We start from the raw sequence: 18563 nt of genomic DNA on the forward strand, positions 1-18563 counted from the left end.
CTTTTTGCGTTGCTGCTGAGCAATCAGAGCTTGGCGGCCAACAGGGCCTCAAGCTTCTCTTGGTCACGGGCGAACTGACGAATGCCTTCGGCCAGTTTTTCGGTGGCCATGGCGTCCTCGTTGGAGGCCCAACGGAATTGCGCTTCGTTCAGGCTCTGGCGAGTTTCACCAGTCTTGCCCGGGCTCAGCTTGCGCTCCAGCTTGCCAGTATCGGCTGCCAGTTTCTCGATCAAGTCCGGGCTGATGGTCAGGCGGTCGCAGCCGGCCAGTTGCTCGATCTGGTTCAGGTTGCGGAAGCTGGCACCCATGACCACGGTCTTGTAGTCATTGGCCTTGTAGTAGTTGTAGATGCGAGCCACCGACTGAACGCCTGGGTCATCAGCGCCGGTGTAGTCATTGCCGTTGGCCTTCTTGTACCAGTCGTAGATCCGGCCCACGAATGGCGAAATCAGGAACACTCCGGCTTCGGCGCAGGCAACGGCCTGTGCGAAGGAGAACAGCAGGGTGAGATTGGTCTGGATGCCTTCACGCTCCAGCTTCTCGGCAGCGCGGATACCTTCCCAGGTGGAAGCGATCTTGATCAGCACCCGATCGCGACCCACGCCGGCGTTCTCATAGAGTTCGACCAGGCGATGGGCGCGCTTGAGCATGGCTTCGGTGTCGAAAGACAGGCGGGCGTCCACTTCGGTGGAAATACGGCCCGGAATGACCTTGAGAATCTCTTGGCCGACGGCAACAGCAAAACGGTCACTGGCCAGGCCGACATCGCCTTTGCAGTCGCGGACACAAGCGTTCAGCAGGTCGGCATAACCAGGAATGGCCGCAGCCTTGAGCAGCAGTGAAGGGTTGGTGGTGGCATCCACCGGCTTGACCCGGGCGATGGCATCGAAGTCGCCGGTGTCGGCCACCACGGTGGTGAATTTCTTCAGTTGTTCCAGCTTGGAAGTCATGAGCGTGCTCTGTCCTGTGGGTCTGATGACATTACCCGAGCGCCGCCAGGCGCTCAAGGGCGCGGAATGCTTACAAAGGCCCCGGAGGCAACGACCTGAAAACAGGTGTTTGAATGCCGGGGCGCTATCCAGATAGATACGATGCCAAAAGCCGGATCAGGTTCAACTCGGCTGGCGGTTAACGTCCTTCAAGCAGTTGCCCGGCTTGATCCAGCAGGGCCAGCGGGTCCTTGGTCTTGTGAATGTCCACCGACAATAGTTGGCGGAACTTACGTGCGCCCGGAAACCCCGTCCCCAAACCCAACACATGTCGAGTGATGTGGTGCATGGCGCCACCGGACGCCAGGTGGTCAGCAATATAAGGCCGCAGTTGTGCCAGTGCCTCCGCTCGGGAAATCACCGGTGTGCTGCTGCCGAACAACTGTTGGTCCACTTCGGCCAGCAGGTAGGGATTGTGATAGGCCTCACGCCCCAGCATCACCCCGTCAAAGGTCTGCAGGTGCTCATGGCAGGCCTCCAGGGTCTTGATTCCACCATTGAGGATGATCTCCAACTGTGGAAAGTCTGCCTTCAACTGTGCGGCCACGTCGTAACGCAGTGGCGGGATGTCCCGATTCTCCTTGGGTGACAGGCCTTCGAGAATGGCGATTCGTGCATGTACGGTAAAACTGGTACAGCCGGCCTCATGAACCTGACCGACGAAATCACACAGCTCGGCATAACTGTCACGTCCGTTAATCCCGATCCGATGCTTGACCGTCACCGGAATCGACACCGCATCACGCATGGCCTTCACGCAATCGGCCACCAGTGCCGGGTGTCCCATCAGGCAGGCGCCGATCATATTGTTCTGCACCCGATCGCTGGGGCAGCCGACATTGAGGTTGACCTCGTCGTAGCCGTGCTCCTGCGCCATGCGTGCACAGGCCGCCAGATCCGCCGCAGTGCTGCCGCCCAGTTGCAGCGCCAGGGGATGCTCGGACTGGTGGTAACGCAGGAACCGCTCATGATCGCCGTTGAGCAGCGCGCCGGTGGTGACCATTTCGGTGTAGAGCAGGGTGTGTTTGGACAGCAGACGTAGAAAGTAGCGGCAGTGACGGTCAGTCCAATCCATCATCGGCGCCACGGAGAAGCGGCGCGAAAGGATTGGCTGCACGGAGGTGGTGTTCGAGGGCATGAGGCTCTGCTTTGAGGCGTAGCGGCGGCAAATGAAGCAAGCTTCTTCGCACCGTGAACAAAAGAATGGATGGCGTCGAGTTTATCAGGAAAGTTGGTGCGCAATCTGCTGGTTCCTCAGCCGGAATGGACCATCGGAGATCGTTTGGCGAGTCATTGGCTGATGCCAAACATCCGACCCAAGCGCGTCAGCGAGTGGTACCCCACCATAAAGCCAAACCTCGTCCACACCCCGGCGCAAATACACCAGGACAGAGCCTTGGGATAGTCATCCCGGAAGAACTTGCCATAGAAGCGAATCATGCCCCGATGTTTGTGCCATTCGACAAACAGCGGTCGTGAGCGGCTGCAGGCACCCCAGGCGTGGAAGACCTTGGCTTGGGGCACGAAGCAGACCTTCCAGCCACCCTGGCGGAAACGCATGCACAGGTCCAAGTCTTCGCAGTGCAGGAAATAGCCTTCGTCCCAGCCGCGGACGCTGTCCAGCGCTTCACGCTTGACCAGCATGCAGGCACCGGAAATGGCCTCAACGTTCATCGGCCGGGTGGGCAGGGGCTCTCGATGCAGGAGAAAGTCGGAAAACAGTCGGGGCGATAGCCAGGCCAGGCCTGACAGGTTGAAGGCGCGGACTGTCGCTCGGCGTGGGGTAGGAAAGACCCTGCGGCCACCAGGCTGTTCGCTGCCGTCGAAGTTGCACAGCAAACCGCCCGCCATGCCGAGCTCTTCGGAGCGGCACAAGGCGTCAATCATCTCTTCGATTGCCCCGGCTTGCAGTACGGTATCGGGGTTCAGGAACAGGATGTGGGGCCGCGTGCACTGAGTGGTGCCGAGGTTGCAGCCAGCGGCGAAGCCGGTGTTGCTGGCATTGCGCAGGATGATCAGGCGTGGATCGGTGCCGTAGCGGGCCTGTAGCCGTTGCAGGCTGTCGTCATGGGAGTCGTTATCGACCAGTACCAGCCTGTTGACCCCTTGGGCCAGTACCGAGGCCACGCAATCGCCCAGCAGAGAACCGGCGTTGTAGTTGACCACCACCACGTCACAAGATTGCGGTATGGGCCGCCTCGAAACGTTTGGCCCAGGAGTTGGCCTCGCGGAACTTCAGGGTGTCCGCAAGCGGTTCGCTAAACGCCAATGCCTGCTGGATGCTCCGGGGGATATCCGCGACGCTATCGCTGAGAAAAACCCCTGGTATATGGCGGCGCACGGTCATTTCACCAAACGCCGTGCTGACCACCGGCAAGCCCAGGGCCCGGTACTCGTAGTACTTGATCGGGTCGACAAAACGGGTGATGTCGTTGCTCTTGAACGGAATCAGACCGACGTCGAACTCAGTCATTGCTGCCAGTGCAGCCACGTGCGGAAGGCTTGGCAAGCGCAGAATATTGGCTGGCAGTGACGTGGGTGAGGCTCCGTGTTGCGGGCCGATCAAGCGTACTTCAGCGTGGGGAAAGGCCAGTGCCAGGGAGAGTACGAAGTCCCAGTCGAACCACTTTGCGAGGGTGCCGACGTAGCCGAACACGGGGCGTCCGGCATTTCCAGCGGGCCGGGATAGCGGCACAGAGGGCAGTCGTTCACTGGCGCAGGCATTGAGCAGCAATCGCGTGTCAACCTGTTGCCGCTGCCAGTAGTGCTGCAAGGTCGAGCAAGAGGCCAGGGCGGTGGTCACGGCTTTGGCCGTTTCGTGCTGGCGTTGACGCATGGCGCGGCGCGACCAGCCTCGGTAGAAGGCGGGCACATTGTCCATGATGTCGTAAAAGCTGTTGTCGAAGATCGGCTCCTGCAACAGTTGCAGGGCCAGTCGCGAGGGCTTGCCAATGCCCAGTTGGGTCGGCCCCTGGGCAAAGTGTCGAACTTGCTGCATCAAGCCCTGCCAGAACAGGCGATTCAGCCAGCCTGAGCCTGGCAGAGGCTCGATTGGCAGGGCCCAGGGTTTGATCAGGGTAAGCCAATCGGGTGTGGGTTCGTCTTGCTGGCGGTGTGTGTGCCGGGTGAACAGGTCTGCAACCACCGGAAGGCGTGTGGGATAGGGGTCGATCCACAGCACCGGGGCCTGGGTTCTGGCGTGGAACTGCCGGACCAGTTCATGAGGTCGTTGCGCAAAGCTGTGCCAGCTGACCGGCGAGAGATAGACCAGCCTCATGGTGTGTCCCGGGAGGTGTGAGGGATCCAGGGGCGACCCCATTTGGCTTCATAGAGGGCCTTGTTGCGGTCGAACAGCTGTTGGCGCTTGCTCTCGGGCATCTGGTTGAACGAGGCCGAAAGATGATGATGAATGAACACGTCTTCGGCAAAGGCGCAGGACAACCCCGCTTGTTCGACCCGGCGGCAGTAGTCGTCGTCCTCGAAGAAGCCCAGGCCGAAGGCTTCGTCCAGCGGTCCCACGCGTTGGTAGGTTGATCTTGGCAGCATCACGGCAAAAAAACCGAGCGTGGCGCAGGGTATCGTCAGGCCGATATGGCGCCAGGTGTATTGCCGGGCGCGGATCGGCATGTCCCTCAGTGACGGGTAGCTGATGTCGATCTTCGCTTCATTGCCAATGTTGTTGGTGACCGGCCCGATCAGACCGAGCCCGGGATTACGCTGCAGGTGACGGCGAAGGCTCTGCGCCCAGCCGGGCGTGACCTGGGTGTCGTTGTTGAGCAGGGCCAGGAACTCGCCCTTGGCCAGGGCCAGTCCCTGGTTGTTGGCTGCGGCGAAGCCCAGGTTGGCGCTGTTGAGGATCAGTGAGTGTCGAGTGTTGGTGGCCCATTGCTGTAGAAACTCGACGCTGCCATCGGTGGAGGCGTTGTCGACGACAATGATTTCCAGCTGCTGCCCCTGGGGATCGGCGGCCAGACTCGCCAGGCAGTCGCGGGTGAAAGCCAGATTGTTGTAGGTCACCACGATCACGCTCACCAGCGGCTCGTGATGAACGCCCTCGGTCAGGGCAACCAGCGTCTGTACCCGCTGCTCCCAGGTCTGTTGCGCGGCGAAGTCCTGGCGTTGGCGCGAGACGGTGGAGGGGAAGGGCTCCTTCAGCGCCTGGGCGATGGCCTCGATAAAGGCGGGGGCGTCCTTGGCGATCCTGACCTGCTGGCTGAACTCATGCAATTCGGGAAGATCCACCGCCACCACTGGCTTGCCGGCGCTCAGGTACTCGTAAACCTTGACCGGATTGGTTGCCAGAGTCAGAGCCTCGATCCGGAACGGCAGGATGCAGACGTCGAAAGCCTGCAGGTAAGCGGACAGTTGCACATAAGGTACTTCGCCAGTCAGCTTGATGTTGGCGTGACGCCGCAGGCGTGGGCCTATGCGGTCGGTATCTGCGCCAATCAGCAGCACCGTACAGTCGCTAAAGGCGTCGGCGATAGCGGATACCAGTTCTACGTCGAACCAGGGCGCCAGCGCCCCGTAATAGCCGATCACCGGGCGTCCTTGCGGGTCCTGATAGCAGCGCTCCGGAACCTTGGAGAAATAGCCGAAATCGGCGGCGTTACGCAGCACCTCGCGCTGTTTGCCAGGTGCTACCGGGCTGTGTTCGCTCCAGTACTGTTTAAGCCACGCCGAGGCAAACAGCGTCATATCGGCTTCGTGTATCAGCTCTTGTTCCAGCGGCAACAGACCTTGGGCGTTATTGCCAAACCCTTGATGGTGATCCATGCAGTCATAGACCACTTGGCTGTTGGGGAGCACCCTGGCGATGGGCCACCAGAAGGGATGCTGGACCAGCGATATCACCTGGGTAGAGTTCGCCCAGGCAAGGAGCTCGCCGATACTGTGGCGCAACTGGTGGACCACCGCCTGATCCGCAGCAGAGTGGTAGATGATCGGGGCTGCGCGGGCAAACAGCCGTACCTCAAACAGGCGCCCCGACTGATCCAGTGGTCGTAGCGAAAAACCGGCGCGCAGGTCATCTTCCAGAGTGGCCGAGACATAGAACACCCGGCGTCCGCCGAGGCTCAGTCCCTGGGCCAGATGCTGTGGCCGCTGGTGGCGAAAATCCCAGTCGATAACTCCCCAGAATATGTAGTCCGGAAGGTTCGAGAGCGATTCCTGCAGTACACCGGGTGGAGGCTGAAACTCGATATGTGCCAGGACCTGTCGGCGGGTTGCCTTTTGGGCAGGCAACAACATCCGCTGATAGAGCCGGCTCAATAATGCCCTCAGGGAATAGGGCATTGGCAGCCTTCGATAGGCATTGCGCAGATGTCGGAACAGCGTCGCACGATCAGGCATTGTGATCCTTGGCTGACTGCAGAGCGGCGGCGCGGTCCATTCGCTGCGAGTGTGCTTTAGCCATGAGGGGCCTCATAGTCATGCAGTGGTGTCTGGTCTCCAGTTGGCCACATCGAACTCAGGGAGTCCGGGCGGTAGAAGGTGACGGTCATGCTGCGGCGCGAGGTTTGGCAACTGTCCACCACTTGCGACACCGCGTGCCATGAATGGTCGGCGCGCACCAGCACTGCGGAGTTGCCCACCAGTGGTGGTATCACCGCGATCACATCCTTCGGGTTCGCAGAGTGCAGGATGTTCAGGCAGCCACCATCCTCGATGTTCCAGGAATCGTTGAAATACAGGATATGGGTCACTAGCTTGTCGCTGAGGTCGGGATGAGGGCCCAGGCAGGCTTGCGGCCCATAGTGGAAGACGTTGACCTCCATGGGCGCTGTCCGCAGGTCGATATCGGTCAGTTCCGACAGCGCCAGGCGATAGGCCGGTGCAGTCAGCTCTTGGGCCAGTTGCAGCCAGGCAGGGCTCAGGCTTTGCGCATTGACAATGCGCCCGGTGCCCATTTCCACCAGTTGTCGTGCCTGATATTCGTAGTCTTTTTCTCCGCCATACCCGTAAACCCTCTTGAAGGCGTCATGGGGGTAAGTGGCTGCCAGTGCGGCAGCATTCTCGGCTGAGTAAAGATTACCGATCTGTCCCCAGCGAAAGGGTTGGCTGTGCAGTGGCTGTTTGGTGAGCTTGGTCAGGTCTAGCATCGTGGTCATCTTCCCAATAGATATTTGAAACGGCGGCGGATGGAGCGCAGCGGTGCGGTGATTCGATACGAGCTGGAGCGATACATCCGGTCGAGTTCGCTGCGGGTCTGGCTCATGAGTTCCTGTTGCTGCCTGTGCAGTTGTGTCAACTGCTGCCACTGCGTTTTCAACTGATCCAGCTCTGCTTGTTGGCTCAGGCATTCCTCACGCCAGTCCAGACGGGTTTCTTCCAGCAGGCCGGGCAGTGACTGCCAGAACTGGTTCATTGGCTGACTGGTGGGGCGATGACCCTGGGTGATGAGTTCGGCCACCTGATCCCAATGACGGCGCAACTGTTCCTGGGACTCGATCAATCTGGAGCAGGAACAGCGCTGGCCCAGGCGTTCGACAAACCACTGCGGATCGATGACCTGGTTGGCGTGCAGTGGGTAGATCCCCTGGTACTGCAGCAGGGAGGTGTATTTGCCGCTGTTCAGGTTGGCCGAACTGAAGATGGGGACACCGAAGGCCAGGGCGGTAATCGCCAGGTGATAGCTGTGGCCGATCACGCCCTGGGCGTGGCCGAGGATTTCAGCCAGCAGCAGTGGGGCTGGCCAGGTCGGCAGGCTCACGGCTCGTGGCAGGTCGGCGCCGAGAATCGACTCGTGATCCCCCAGCACCGGGCCGATGGGCAGTAGTAGCAGTTGCCAAGGGGCAAATAGCGCCGAGTGGGTTTTCCACAGTTGTAGAAAACTTTCCAGGCCGGCAATCGAATGCACCACCAGGTAGGGGCCGTTCAAACCGGCCTGTTCACAGAGCAGGCGGTACTCGTTGGACGGCTGCTGCAGGTCGATGAGGTTGGGCAGGCCAAAGGCGGTGTCCGGCAGTACCTCGACCCGGGCCTGGTCACTCAAGGCCGACAGGGTTGCCTGCGACAGTGCATCGCGCACTTGGACGTGGGGGCTGAGTTCCAGGGTCAGCTTGAGCAGCGGCGTCGCCCAGGACGGAATATCGTTGCAGTGCATGCCCGGTGCGTTCCATATCAACGGTACACCGTGTTGCAGGGCAAGCAGCGCGGGCGACAGCCAATACCCGGTAGGGTGGTGAATCTCCGGAGTCGGCGGGTAGTAACCGCTGGCCACCAGCTTGTCGAAGCGAATGATGAAGCCGCCGCCGATCAGCACTCCGTCCAGGGTGTCTATCAACCGCGGCAGTTCGCTGACCGAGGTCACCGGATAAGGCCACTCCGGCGTGGAGCGACTGTGATAGGAGAAAGCGTGGAGTTGCACTGCGCCCAGGCGCGCCTGCAACTCTGTCTTGGCGATAAGGGGAAACAACAGGTCGCCGTAATTGGCCACGTCAAAGGTGCCGAAGATCGCGACTTGCCACTCCTTGTCACTCATGAGCGCTCCTCGATTGCCGTGGGTTCTTGAAGTTCGGCGGGTACAGGTTCGATGTGCAAGTCGACGATTCCCAGGAAATGCTTGGTGCCTGGCAGCATGTCGAAGGCCAGGAGGGCCACCTGTTTTTCGATCAGGTGGGAGGTTTCTTCCGTTTCGCCGTTCATCAGCTTGAGGGTGATGTGGTAGCGCCCCGCAGCCAGGTTGGCAGCGAATTTCAGGCGGATCCGGGCGTTGCGCCAGCCGTTGCGGGCGGCATCGCTGCACAGCGGCACGTTGATCCCGCTGACCACCAGTAGTCGGGCTTCCTGGATGGTCAGGCTGATATTGGGTCGGGTAATGGCATCGCTGATAAGGGTGTCGACGGCGATCTCGATCGTGTCCCCATAGACAAAACTGGAGTACAGCGTTCCGGTACTGCAGAACACGGCCGAGGTGATCCGTCCTTCAGCGGTGCCGAACGCCATGCCACGCTCCGGGTTGAGCGCCGTTTTTGGGGTGACCTGGATCGCTCCGTCACTGGCCCAGCGTCGTTGCTCGTCGCGCATGTCCAGCAGGTAGAGCTCGGCCATCGCCTCCGACGTACCACTGGCACGAATCTCGCCGTCACGTAGGTACAGCGTCCGGTTGCAGAAGCGTTTGACCATGCTCATGTCGTGGGACACGAACAGCAGGGTCATGCCTTGGCGAGTCAGGCGATCCAGCCGCTCCAGGCACTTGAACTGAAAGGACGCGTCGCCGACCGCCAGGGCTTCGTCGACAATCAGGATGTCTGGCTCGACACAGACCGAAACGGCAAAGGCCAGGCGCACCAGCATGCCGCTGGAGTAGGTCTTGGTGGGGTGGTCGATGAACTCGCCGATATTGGCGAAGGCGGCGATTTCGTCGAGGCGTGCCTCGATTTCCGCACGCTTCAGGCCCAGCACCGCGCCGTTCAGATAGACGTTCTCGCGGCCGGTGAACTCCGGATTGAAGCCTGAACCCAGTTCCAGCAGGGCGGCGATCCGGCCGTGACAGACCACGCTTCCGGTGGAGGCGGTGCTGGTGCCGCAGATCAGTTGCAGCAAGGTCGACTTGCCACTGCCGTTGCGGCCGATGATGCCTACGGTCTCGCCCCGGCGAATCTCTAGCGAGACCGCTTTCAGGGCCCAGAACTCGCGATAGCGTCGCTTGCCGCGAGGCCGCAGCAATTGCAGCAAGCGGTCCCGGGGCTGTTCGTAGATTTGGTAGCACTTGCCCAGTTCTTGGGTCTTGATTGCTAGATCAGAGCACATCGGCGAACCCCTGGCGGGCTTTCTCGAACCACGCCCGCCCGCAGAATGCCACGGCGGCAGCCACCACCATTTGCCCCAGCCACAGGTTGATATTGGGCACCACGCCCCAGATCAGTACGTCGCGGGCGAACTCGATCACCAGGGTCAGCGGGTTCAGATAGAGCCAGTGCTGGTAGGACTCAGGCAATGCGCTCACCGGATAGAACACTGCGGAGAGCAGCATCAAGGCTGACATCAGCACCCCGATGACCTGGCCGATATCCCGCAGATAGGCCCCCAGCGAGGCGAGTATCCATGACAGCCCGAGGGTGAACAGCGCCAAGGGCAGCAACACCAGGGGAAACAGCAGGGCGGTGAGCGGAGGTAGGCCGAACATCAGCAGATAGAAGAGCAGCCAGGCGATGAAGCTCACCAAGGTGTGGAACAGTACGGCCCCGAGCATCACGCACGGCAGGATATGCAAGGGGAAGACCACTTTTTTGACGTAGTTGACGTTGCTCAGGATCAGTCCGGGGGCGCGGCTGATGCATTCTGAAAACAGGTTGAAGACCATCATGCCGGTGAATACCAGCAGGGCGAATTCGCTTTTGGAGTCGCTGCCGTTTCCCCAGCGCACCTTGAACACCACGCTGAATACGAAGGTGTACACCAGCAGCATGAAAAGGGGGTTGAGAAAGGACCAGAGCAGTCCCGCGATCGAACCTCGATATCTGCCGAGGACTTCGCGCTCAATCAGGGCCAATAGCAGTTCTTGATGGCGCCAGGGCCTGAAAGTAAAACGATTCAGCGCGTTACCCCTTGTCAACGTCCACTCCTTGGCAATCAGCTTCCAACATCACGACATGTACGGCTACTAGAGGTACAGAGAAATGGGGTGACGGTTTTAATCGAAGCATTTCAATGGATTGTGTATAGACCAGAAATGCATGAAGCGAGGATGTGAAAAGTATTTTTTATCAGCATTGGCCGAAGGGCATTCTTGAGGAGCATCCGGAAGGTGGTTCGCGAAGGGCTGGCGGAGTCCGTTGGCCGGTCCGCCAGGCTTGCCGATCAAACTAGCGATATCGTGTTGCTAGGCGCTCCGCCAGGGCTTGTGCCTGCAGGGATGTGACTTTTCGGGAGGCCTGGTCGGTGTCCGCTCCGAGGATGGTTTTTTCCACAATCAGCGAGTGCTGGTCGTCGATGCCGATGAAATTCAACCAGGCTTCGATGTAGGGCTTCTGGAAGTCGAACGCGGGTGCCGGCGTGCTTGACTGGGTGGAAAAGTCCAGGCCCCGGGCATAGGCCACTACGGCCGTCTTGTCCTGTAGCAGGCCATGCAGTCCGCGCTCGGGGTTGAAGCTGAACAGAATGCCTTGATGCGACACCAGGTCGATGAAGTGCTTGAGCTTGTAGGGAATGCTGAAATTCCACAGCGGTATGGAGAGCACCAGCAGGTCGGCCTGATGCAGAGGGGTGGCCAGTTCCTGAAGGCGGGTCCAGGCGCTCTGTTCGGCTGCAGTCAATGAGTGGCCGCCAAGGTGGGCGTACTTGGCGTCCATCGTTGTTTGATCGAGTTCCGGCAGTTGCAGATTCCACAGGTCCAGGGTGCTGACCTCGGCGTCCGGTACATGCTGTTGAAAGCGTTGGATGAAGCTGCGAGCGATTTCCAGTGAGGCGGAGCGGCGTAGGCGAGGCGAGCATTGGATGTGCAGGAGCCGGGTCATGAACAGGTCTCTTGGTGGAGGGGGAGCGACTATTGCAACATAGCTATTTTTTAAATATAAATTGTCAATTAGCGCTCAATTGATGGTGTATCGAAATATGTTCGATGTCTTGTTGCTCCGCACTTTTGTCGCTGTCGTCGATGAGGAAGGATTCAGTCGTGCTGCGCACAAACTGCACCTGACCCAGTCGGCAGTCAGTGGCCACCTGCGTCGCCTGGAACAGCAGGTCGGCAAGCCACTGCTGCTGCGCACGACCCGTTCACAGCAACTGACCGCCGATGGCGAGCGGCTGATGGCCTATGCCCGAGCCATCCTGGCATTGAACCGCGATGCCTGGACCGAACTGAAGCGGGTGGCGTTTCATGGACGAATGGGCATCGGTCTGTCTGAGGATTTCGCCGAGCCTCGCCTGCTGCGGGCATTGCAAGATTTTGCCGGCCAGTACCCGGGCATCCAGATCGACGTAGAGGTCAGTGTTCCCGGTACGCTTCTGGACCGTCTGGCCCAGGGCAGTCTGCAGTTGGTGGTGGGGTCGTTATGTGAAACCTCCGAGTCGGGCCAGTTGCTCTGGTCCGAACCTCTGGTCTGGGCCGGGTTGCCACAGCCGGTTACGCGTCTGCCCGAGCCGTTGCCTCTGGCCTTGTTTCCTGAACCCTGCCCTTATCGGGCCGTGGCCTTGAGCCGGCTGGCCAAGGCCGGTATCGCGCAGCGTACGGCAATGCTCTGCAGCAGCAACGCGGCCTTGCGCGCGGCGGTGTTGTCCGGTTTTGCCGTGGCGCCGATGGCGGTCAGCCAATTGGGACCAGGGCTCGCCGCGTTGGGCGCAGAATACGGTTTACCGGCGTTGCCCGATGCCCAGTTCCGCTTGTTCACCGCGCCCGAGGCGGACCCGGCCATGGTTGCGGCGCTGTCTAAGGTCATCATCGAATATGCTTGCAGCCGGCGATCTACGCTTTAGGCATTGCCCTGTGTGGCCGATAACCTCCGAGTGAGGCGAGGCCACTCACGCCTTTTCCCTTCAGGACGACCTTTTTGCCTGTCCCCATATACGATGCTCATCATGCCCCTGGTGGCACACTGAAGCGCTTGCCATTGCTCAAGGCGGCGGTGGCTTTCATCTCCACAGTCTTTCTGTGCCTGTGCGGTCTGCTGTATCTCCAGTTGGAGCAGTCCTGGCGCCATGACCTGGCCCAGGCGGAGGTCAACTCCACCAACTTGACCCGGGCCATCGCCCAGCAGGCCGAGGACACCTTCATGGAGGCAGACCTGGTGCTGATGAGCCTCTCCGACTGGATCCAGGCTCTGGGTGGGGTTTCCCAGCAGCAGTCGCGTCTGCAGAAAATCTTCGCCCGGCGGGTGCAGGCCCTGGCGCAGCTCAGCGGGGTGTTTCTCTACGACAAGCAGGGACAGTGGGTCGTCAGTTCCTTTAATGATTCGCCCCACGGCAAGGACGTAGCGGACCGCGATTACTTCCGTTTCCACCAGCAGAATGCCTCGCTGCAGGCGCACATCAGTCCAGCGATTCGCAGCCGTGCCAACGGTGAATGGATCATTCCCATCTCACGCCGAATCAATGACGAAGACGGGAATTTCCAGGGTGTACTGATGGCTGGCATCAAGCTGGCGTACTTCGATCAGTTCTTCAAAAGCTTCAATATCGATGAGCAGGGCTCGATGTTCCTCGCCTTGTCCGACGGCACCCTGATTGCGCGGCGCCCCTTCGAGGAGCGCCAGATCGGTGCTTCGCTGTCGCGTGGCGAGATTTTCAGCAAGTACTTGCCTGAAGCTACCGCTGGCAACGCGATGATCACCTCGGTGGTGGACGGAGTGACGCGCTTGTATGGCTACCGCCAATTGCAGGCGTATCCGTTGGTGGTGGCGGCGGCGAACTCCAGGGATTCGATTCTCAAGGGCTGGTATGCCTCGGCCTATCAGTCCACGGCCATCGTCGCCCTGGTCTTGCTGGGGGTGGGGTTGTTCGGTTGGGTGTTTGTGCATCAGGTGCGCAATAGCGAGCGGATCGAGGCTGACCTGCGAGAGGCCCAGGAAGCCTTGGAAGTGATTGCTACCCATGACAGCCTGACCGGCCTGGCCAATCGGCGCTTGTTCGAGCGCTCCCTGGAGATCGAGTTCAGTCGGGGGGCGCGGCAGAGCACGCCGCTGAGCCTGATCATGGCCGATATCGACTACTTCAAGCGCTACAACGATACCTACGGGCATGTGGCGGGTGACCACTGCCTGACGGAGGTGGCGCAAGCCCTGAAGGGCTGCTGCCAGCGCAAGGCCGACTTGGCCGTGCGCTATGGCGGCGAAGAGTTCGCGGTGCTGCTGCCCGACACTGATATTCATGGCGCGCTGGCCATGGCCGAGCAGATTCGCCAAAGCGTCATGGCGCGCAATATCACCCACTCCGGCTCCCCGGTAGGGTGTGTGACGGTCAGTCTGGGCTGTTACTCCTTTGTCCCCGCTGGGCGCGACAGCATCGAGGTGTTCATCGAACGGGCGGATGCGGCGCTGTATCAGGCCAAGGCCAATGGCCGCAACCGAGTAGCGACATTGTCAGGGGAAACCGCCGAGGATCTATTGCAGCGCTCCGATCGTTGAGCGAGCACCAACCTTTCTTGAAGAACCGAGTGCTCGGATTGGGGTTCTGAGCGATCAGGGCTGGCTGGGCAAGTGCCAGTCCAGCGCTGGTACGATAAAAAATATCAACCGAATTGATTGTTGGGGGCTCGCTCTTTTGGCTTATACATGGCGCCGATATGTCAGGGCCGGAAAAGTAGGATCGGGTCCCTGCGCGACACTCATTTCAAGGACTTGTGCATGAGCCAGCCGCACCTGATGAACTTCGACCTCTACCTGCGCCGACTCGGTTATGACCGTGCGCCACCGCCGACCCTGGAGACCCTGCAGGAGCTGCAACTGCGGCACGTCTGCCGTTTTGCCTTCGAGAGTCTCTCGACCCTGCTGCGAGTGCCGGTGCCCATCGACCTGGCTTCGGTGGAGCGCAAGATTCTCCATCAGGGGCGTGGCGGCTACTGCTATGAACTCAATCAGACCTTCCTGGTGCTGTTGCAGCACCTGGGCTATGAGGCTCGGGGCATCACTGGGCGCGTGGTGATCGGTGGGCCGGAAGATGCGCATACCGCGCGCAGTCATCGCCTGGCGCTGCTGCACCTGGAGGGGCGACGGTACATTGTCGATGTCGGCTTTGGCGGCATGGTGCCCACTGCGCCGTTGCTGCTGGATACCTGTGAGGAGCAGGCCACGCCCCATGAGCCCTACCGCATCACTGAGCGCGAAGGCAGCTACACCTTGCGCGTCAAGGTCATGGATGAATGGCGGGCGATGTATGTCTTCGATCTGCAGGTGCAGGGCGATGTGGATTACGAGATGGGCAACTGGTACGTCTCGACCCACAAGGATTCGCCTTTTCTCGGTCAGCTGAAGGTGGCGCTGATGGGGCCGGGAATACGTCGCACCTTGAACAATGGCAGCTATGCGTTGCATCGCATGGGGCTGCCGAGCGAGCGTCGGGAAATCACTGATGCCCGGGAACTGATGGGCCTGCTGCAGGATGAGTTCGGCTTGCGCCTGCCGTTGCATCCTGACCTACCGCGGGTTCTCGAGCAGTTGCTGGAGGCCTGAGCCGCTGCGTTCGATAAGGCTGCAGCGCTCGGGCACGGAATCGGTTCCCGGTTAAATTCGGGGACCGTCGCTCCTTAGAATCGACTGCCGAAACGGCACTTTTCTATGGAGAGAATCATGCAGAAAATCAACCGATCAGACAGGTCTTGCAGTTCCGCATCACCGTTACGACGTCTGCGCCAAGGGTTGTTTGCAGGGCTGCTCGGGCTGCTCAGCCTGGGCTCGGCCAGCAGTTTCGCGGTGCCCAACCCTGCCGGTGACTACAACCTCAACATGGATGCCCGGGCCGGCTCGCCCTTTCCTCCGTCCGACAACTACAGCGTTGATCTCAAAACCTCGGGCGTTGGGCCGGCCTATACGGTTGCGGTGAGCCGACATCACATCATTGCCTATAACCAACTGCGGGATTTCTACATGTCCGTGGTGCAGCGTGGGCACCTGAAGGAGCTGAAAGGCTTCTGGGACGGTTTTGGCGGGCGCTTCACCAGCTATGGGCGGGATAACGGGGTCAACGTCACCCCACCAGTGGCGGCGGACTACGACCAGGGCAAGACCTTGCTCGAGGAGATCGGCCGTGGCGTGGTGCGAGCCAATGCCGGTGTGCCGCCAAGGCCTTTGGGCTGGGATACCTTTCATGGTTTCTACACCTGGATGCCGTGGAACCTGTTCCTGGGGCCCAATGGCCGCAACGACGACCCGGGTGAGGAGTTCGAAACCAATGCCCAGTACATCATCAATAACCAGGACACCTGGAACACCATCGTCAATCTGCGCAGCAACATGCAAAGCTACCTGCGCGACGGTAACGTGAAGACGCTGGGCAATATCAACTCGCAGTTGTTGCGATTGTCGTCTCGGACCCGGGTCTACCCGCTGGTGAGCGATCAGTGGATTCGTGTTGCGCCAAATGTGTACAAAATCCGCGTGCCGGCTTCCTGAGTAGGCTGCTGATTCAGAGCAAGGGTCGATCTCCCTGAGAGGTCGGCCCTTTTTTTATGCTGTTTTCCAGGCGTGGGAGTGAGGACGCTGTTGGTGGCAGGATCGGTCAGTACTGCCGAGGGTGGAGGTTGCAAGGCAGCGGTGGGGCGGTTTCAGGTTGTAAGAGGTCGAAGTCTCGACGGCTGGAGATCGATTTCAGCCCGCGCAATCGCAAGGGGGATGTGCCTGAAGGCTGGCCGATAAACTGTATACAATTATATAGACAGTTGTCTTTAATGTTGCATACAGTGTGCGCATAACAAAAACAGGGAACCCCACACCATGAATACCCCTCAGGTTTCACAGCAGCGGCCCGAAGATGAGAATTTGGGCATTGGCGCGAATATGGCTTATGGCCTGCAACACGTCCTGACCATGTATGGCGGCATCGTTGCTGTGCCGCTGATCGTCGGCCAGGCTGCAGGTTTATCGCCGGCGGAGATCGGCCTGCTGATTGCCGCATCGTTGTTTGCCGGGGGGTTGGCTACATTGCTGCAAACCCTCGGCGTGCCGTTTTTCGGGTGCAAGCTGCCGTTGGTGCAAGGGGTGTCCTTTGCCGGTGTCTCGACCATGGTGGCAATCGTTACCAGCGGCGGCGAGGGTGGTTTCCAGTCGATTCTCGGCGCGGTGATCGTGGCTTCGCTGATCGGCCTGCTGATCACGCCGGTGTTCTCGCGGATCACCAAATTCTTTCCACCCCTGGTCACCGGCATCGTCATTACCACCATCGGCCTCACGCTGATGCCGGTGGCGGCGCGCTGGGCCATGGGTGGCAACAGTCGTGCGGCGGATTTCGGCAGCATGTCGAACATCGGCCTGGCGGCCATCACCCTGGCGCTGGTACTGCTGCTGAGCAAGATTGGCAGCGCGGCGATTTCCCGGCTGTCGATTCTGTTGGCCATGATCATCGGTACGGTGATTGCGCTGTTCCTGGGCATGGCGGACTTCTCCAGCGTCACCCAGGGGCCGATGTTTGGCCTGCCCACGCCGTTCCATTTCGGCATGCCGACCTTTCATATCGCGGCCATCCTGTCGATGTGCATCGTGGTCATGGTGACCCTGGTGGAAACCTCGGCGGACATCCTGGCCGTGGGTGAAATCATCCACACCAAGGTCGACTCCAAGCGCCTCGGTGATGGCCTGCGTGCTGACATGCTGTCGAGCATGATTGCGCCGATCTTCGGCTCCTTCACCCAGAGTGCTTTTGCCCAGAACGTCGGGCTGGTGGCAGTCACCGGGATCAAGAGCCGCTTCGTGGTCGCCACCGGCGGGTTGTTCCTGGTGATCCTCGGCCTGTTGCCGTTCATGGGGCGGGTGATCGCCGCGGTGCCTACCTCGGTGCTGGGCGGTGCCGGTATCGTGCTGTTTGGTACCGTGGCTGCCAGTGGCATTCGTACCTTGTCCAAGGTCGACTACCGCAACAACATGAACCTGATCATCGTCGCGACGTCCATCGGCTTCGGCATGATCCCGATTGCCGCACCCAGTTTCTACGATCATTTCCCTAGCTGGTTCGCAACGATTTTCCACTCGGGCATCAGTTCGTCGGCGATCATGGCGATCCTGCTGAACCTGGCGTTCAACCATTTCACCGCAGGCAACTCCGACCAGCAGTCGGTGTTCGTCGCCGGCACCGAACGTAGCCTGCGTTTTCAGGACATTGCCCTGTTGCGTGAAGGGGATTACTTCAGTGGCGGCAAGCTGCATGACGCCGAAGGCAACGAAGTGCCACTGGTAGCGGAGGTCTTGAACCAGCAAGGCGATGGATCTTCGCCGAGTCATGCTCGCGGCAGTGCTGAAGCCACCCACTGAATCCGATCATTGCGGCATAAAAAAACCGGCGCCTGGAGGCGCCGGTTTTTTATGGGCGAGGGGTTATTCCAGGTTCTCCAGAGAGGCGAGGGCTTGCCGGGCTAGGGGTTGCTCCTGGTACTGCTTGCGCAAGGCCGCGAGCTGGCGATCATGGCCGACACAGACCTCATTGACGGCTTTCTCGAGGAAGGCCCTGCGCTCTGCGTCATAGGGCTCTTCGCCGGCGAAGTGCAGGCATTCTTCATGGCGCTGGATGAAGGCGGTGACGTCCGCCGGCAGCTGTGCGCCGCCGTAATGACCGCCGAGTTGCAGGCGTTTTTCCTCGACCCAACCGGTGTAGTCCTCACCGTCCTTGGCGATGTACATGACCTGGGTCCAACCGTTGTCGCTGGATGCATAGGCCGTCAGGACATCGTCTGGGACCACATACAACGTGTGGTTCACGCAGGCGGCATTCGGACCGCTGTGGAAATGCAGGCGTCCTGCGCCGATCACCTTGGCTTCCAGGGGCGGGCGGTATGCGCCGGCTTCCAGGGAGACGTTGTCGCTCAGCGTGGCGCAATCCACCGCTGTCTCGGCCAGAACTGGCAGAGGAAGTAGAAGCAGCAGCCCATACACAGGCAAGAGGTACAGAGGTCGGTCCATCGCGGGGGAATCCATGAGGTGCAGAGTCGGA

Annotated in this window: 16 protein-coding genes; 5 read left to right on the forward strand and 11 right to left on the reverse strand. The window is 60.2% G+C overall.

Going from position 1 to position 18563, the window contains the following annotated elements; translation table 11 throughout:
• Positions 1 to 23: 23 nt before the first annotated feature.
• The 10 genes from tal to GV819_RS29535 form a co-directional block, all read right to left on the reverse strand.
• Positions 24 to 950, reverse strand: coding sequence for a transaldolase (gene tal, locus GV819_RS29490; protein WP_161759561.1), 927 nt, complete (start codon positions 948 to 950; stop codon positions 24 to 26).
• Positions 951 to 1128: 178 nt separating this feature from the next.
• Positions 1129 to 2127: a tRNA dihydrouridine(20/20a) synthase DusA gene (gene dusA / locus GV819_RS29495; RefSeq protein WP_161759562.1), complete on the reverse strand. Its 999-nt coding sequence runs from the start codon at positions 2125 to 2127 to the stop codon at positions 1129 to 1131.
• 152 nt (positions 2128 to 2279) lie between these two features.
• A complete protein-coding gene (locus tag GV819_RS29500) occupies positions 2280 to 3155 on the reverse strand; it encodes a glycosyltransferase family 2 protein (RefSeq protein ID WP_368668955.1) in 876 nt (291 codons plus the stop codon).
• 7 nt (positions 3156 to 3162) lie between these two features.
• Positions 3163 to 4266, reverse strand: coding sequence for a glycosyltransferase family 1 protein (locus GV819_RS29505; RefSeq protein WP_161759563.1), 1104 nt, complete (start codon positions 4264 to 4266; stop codon positions 3163 to 3165).
• Positions 4263 to 6341 (reverse strand): glycosyltransferase, encoded by a 2079-nt coding sequence (locus tag GV819_RS29510; protein ID WP_161759564.1) that lies wholly within the window; start codon positions 6339 to 6341, stop codon positions 4263 to 4265. Before GV819_RS29510 ends, GV819_RS29505 begins: the two co-directional genes overlap by 4 nt.
• 56 nt (positions 6342 to 6397) lie before the next feature.
• The gene (locus GV819_RS29515; RefSeq protein ID WP_161759565.1) at positions 6398 to 7090 is read right to left on the reverse strand and encodes a 2OG-Fe(II) oxygenase family protein; all 693 of its coding nucleotides are present in this window, start codon (positions 7088 to 7090) and stop codon (positions 6398 to 6400) included.
• Positions 7091 to 7095: 5 nt separating this feature from the next.
• A complete protein-coding gene (locus GV819_RS29520) occupies positions 7096 to 8472 on the reverse strand; it encodes a polysaccharide pyruvyl transferase family protein (RefSeq protein ID WP_161759566.1) in 1377 nt (458 codons plus the stop codon).
• On the reverse strand, positions 8469 to 9743 hold the full coding sequence (locus GV819_RS29525; protein WP_161759567.1) for an ABC transporter ATP-binding protein: 1275 nt from the start codon (positions 9741 to 9743) through the stop codon (positions 8469 to 8471). Before GV819_RS29525 ends, GV819_RS29520 begins: the two co-directional genes overlap by 4 nt.
• Positions 9733 to 10479: an ABC transporter permease gene (locus GV819_RS29530; RefSeq protein WP_256667656.1), complete on the reverse strand. Its 747-nt coding sequence runs from the start codon at positions 10477 to 10479 to the stop codon at positions 9733 to 9735. The genes GV819_RS29525 and GV819_RS29530 overlap by 11 nt, the downstream gene beginning before the upstream one ends.
• Positions 10480 to 10798: 319 nt before the next feature.
• Complete coding sequence (locus GV819_RS29535) at positions 10799 to 11449, reverse strand: FMN-dependent NADH-azoreductase (protein WP_161759570.1); 651 nt, start codon at positions 11447 to 11449, stop codon at positions 10799 to 10801.
• Between the two features lie 97 nt (positions 11450 to 11546).
• On the opposite strand from GV819_RS29535, the gene GV819_RS29540 reads away from it, so the two are divergent.
• The 5 genes from GV819_RS29540 to GV819_RS29560 all read left to right on the forward strand — a co-directional run bounded on the left by GV819_RS29540 (position 11547) and on the right by GV819_RS29560 (position 17887).
• Complete coding sequence (locus tag GV819_RS29540) at positions 11547 to 12407, forward strand: LysR family transcriptional regulator (protein ID WP_161759571.1); 861 nt, start codon at positions 11547 to 11549, stop codon at positions 12405 to 12407.
• A gap of 74 nt (positions 12408 to 12481) precedes the next feature.
• The gene (locus GV819_RS29545; protein WP_161759572.1) at positions 12482 to 14053 is read left to right on the forward strand and encodes a sensor domain-containing diguanylate cyclase; all 1572 of its coding nucleotides are present in this window, start codon (positions 12482 to 12484) and stop codon (positions 14051 to 14053) included.
• Positions 14054 to 14272: 219 nt separating this feature from the next.
• Positions 14273 to 15097, forward strand: coding sequence for an arylamine N-acetyltransferase family protein (locus tag GV819_RS29550; RefSeq protein ID WP_161759573.1), 825 nt, complete (start codon positions 14273 to 14275; stop codon positions 15095 to 15097).
• Between the two features lie 117 nt (positions 15098 to 15214).
• Positions 15215 to 16036 carry a hypothetical protein gene (locus tag GV819_RS29555; RefSeq protein WP_161759574.1) on the forward strand — a complete coding sequence of 274 codons (822 nt, stop codon included), beginning with the start codon at positions 15215 to 15217 and terminating at the stop codon, positions 16034 to 16036.
• A 321-nt stretch (positions 16037 to 16357) separates the two neighbouring features.
• Entirely contained in the window at positions 16358 to 17887 is a 1530-nt protein-coding gene (locus GV819_RS29560; protein WP_161759575.1) for a nucleobase:cation symporter-2 family protein, read from the forward strand.
• A 63-nt stretch (positions 17888 to 17950) separates the two neighbouring features.
• Here the strand turns inward: GV819_RS29560 and GV819_RS29565 are convergent, their stop codons facing one another.
• A complete protein-coding gene (locus GV819_RS29565; protein WP_161759576.1) occupies positions 17951 to 18532 on the reverse strand; it encodes an SH3 domain-containing protein in 582 nt (193 codons plus the stop codon).
• Between the last annotated feature and the right edge of the window lie 31 nt (positions 18533 to 18563).

The organism is Pseudomonas sp. Fl5BN2, from assembly GCF_009908205.1.
In the GTDB taxonomy this organism is placed as follows: domain Bacteria; phylum Pseudomonadota; class Gammaproteobacteria; order Pseudomonadales; family Pseudomonadaceae; genus Aquipseudomonas.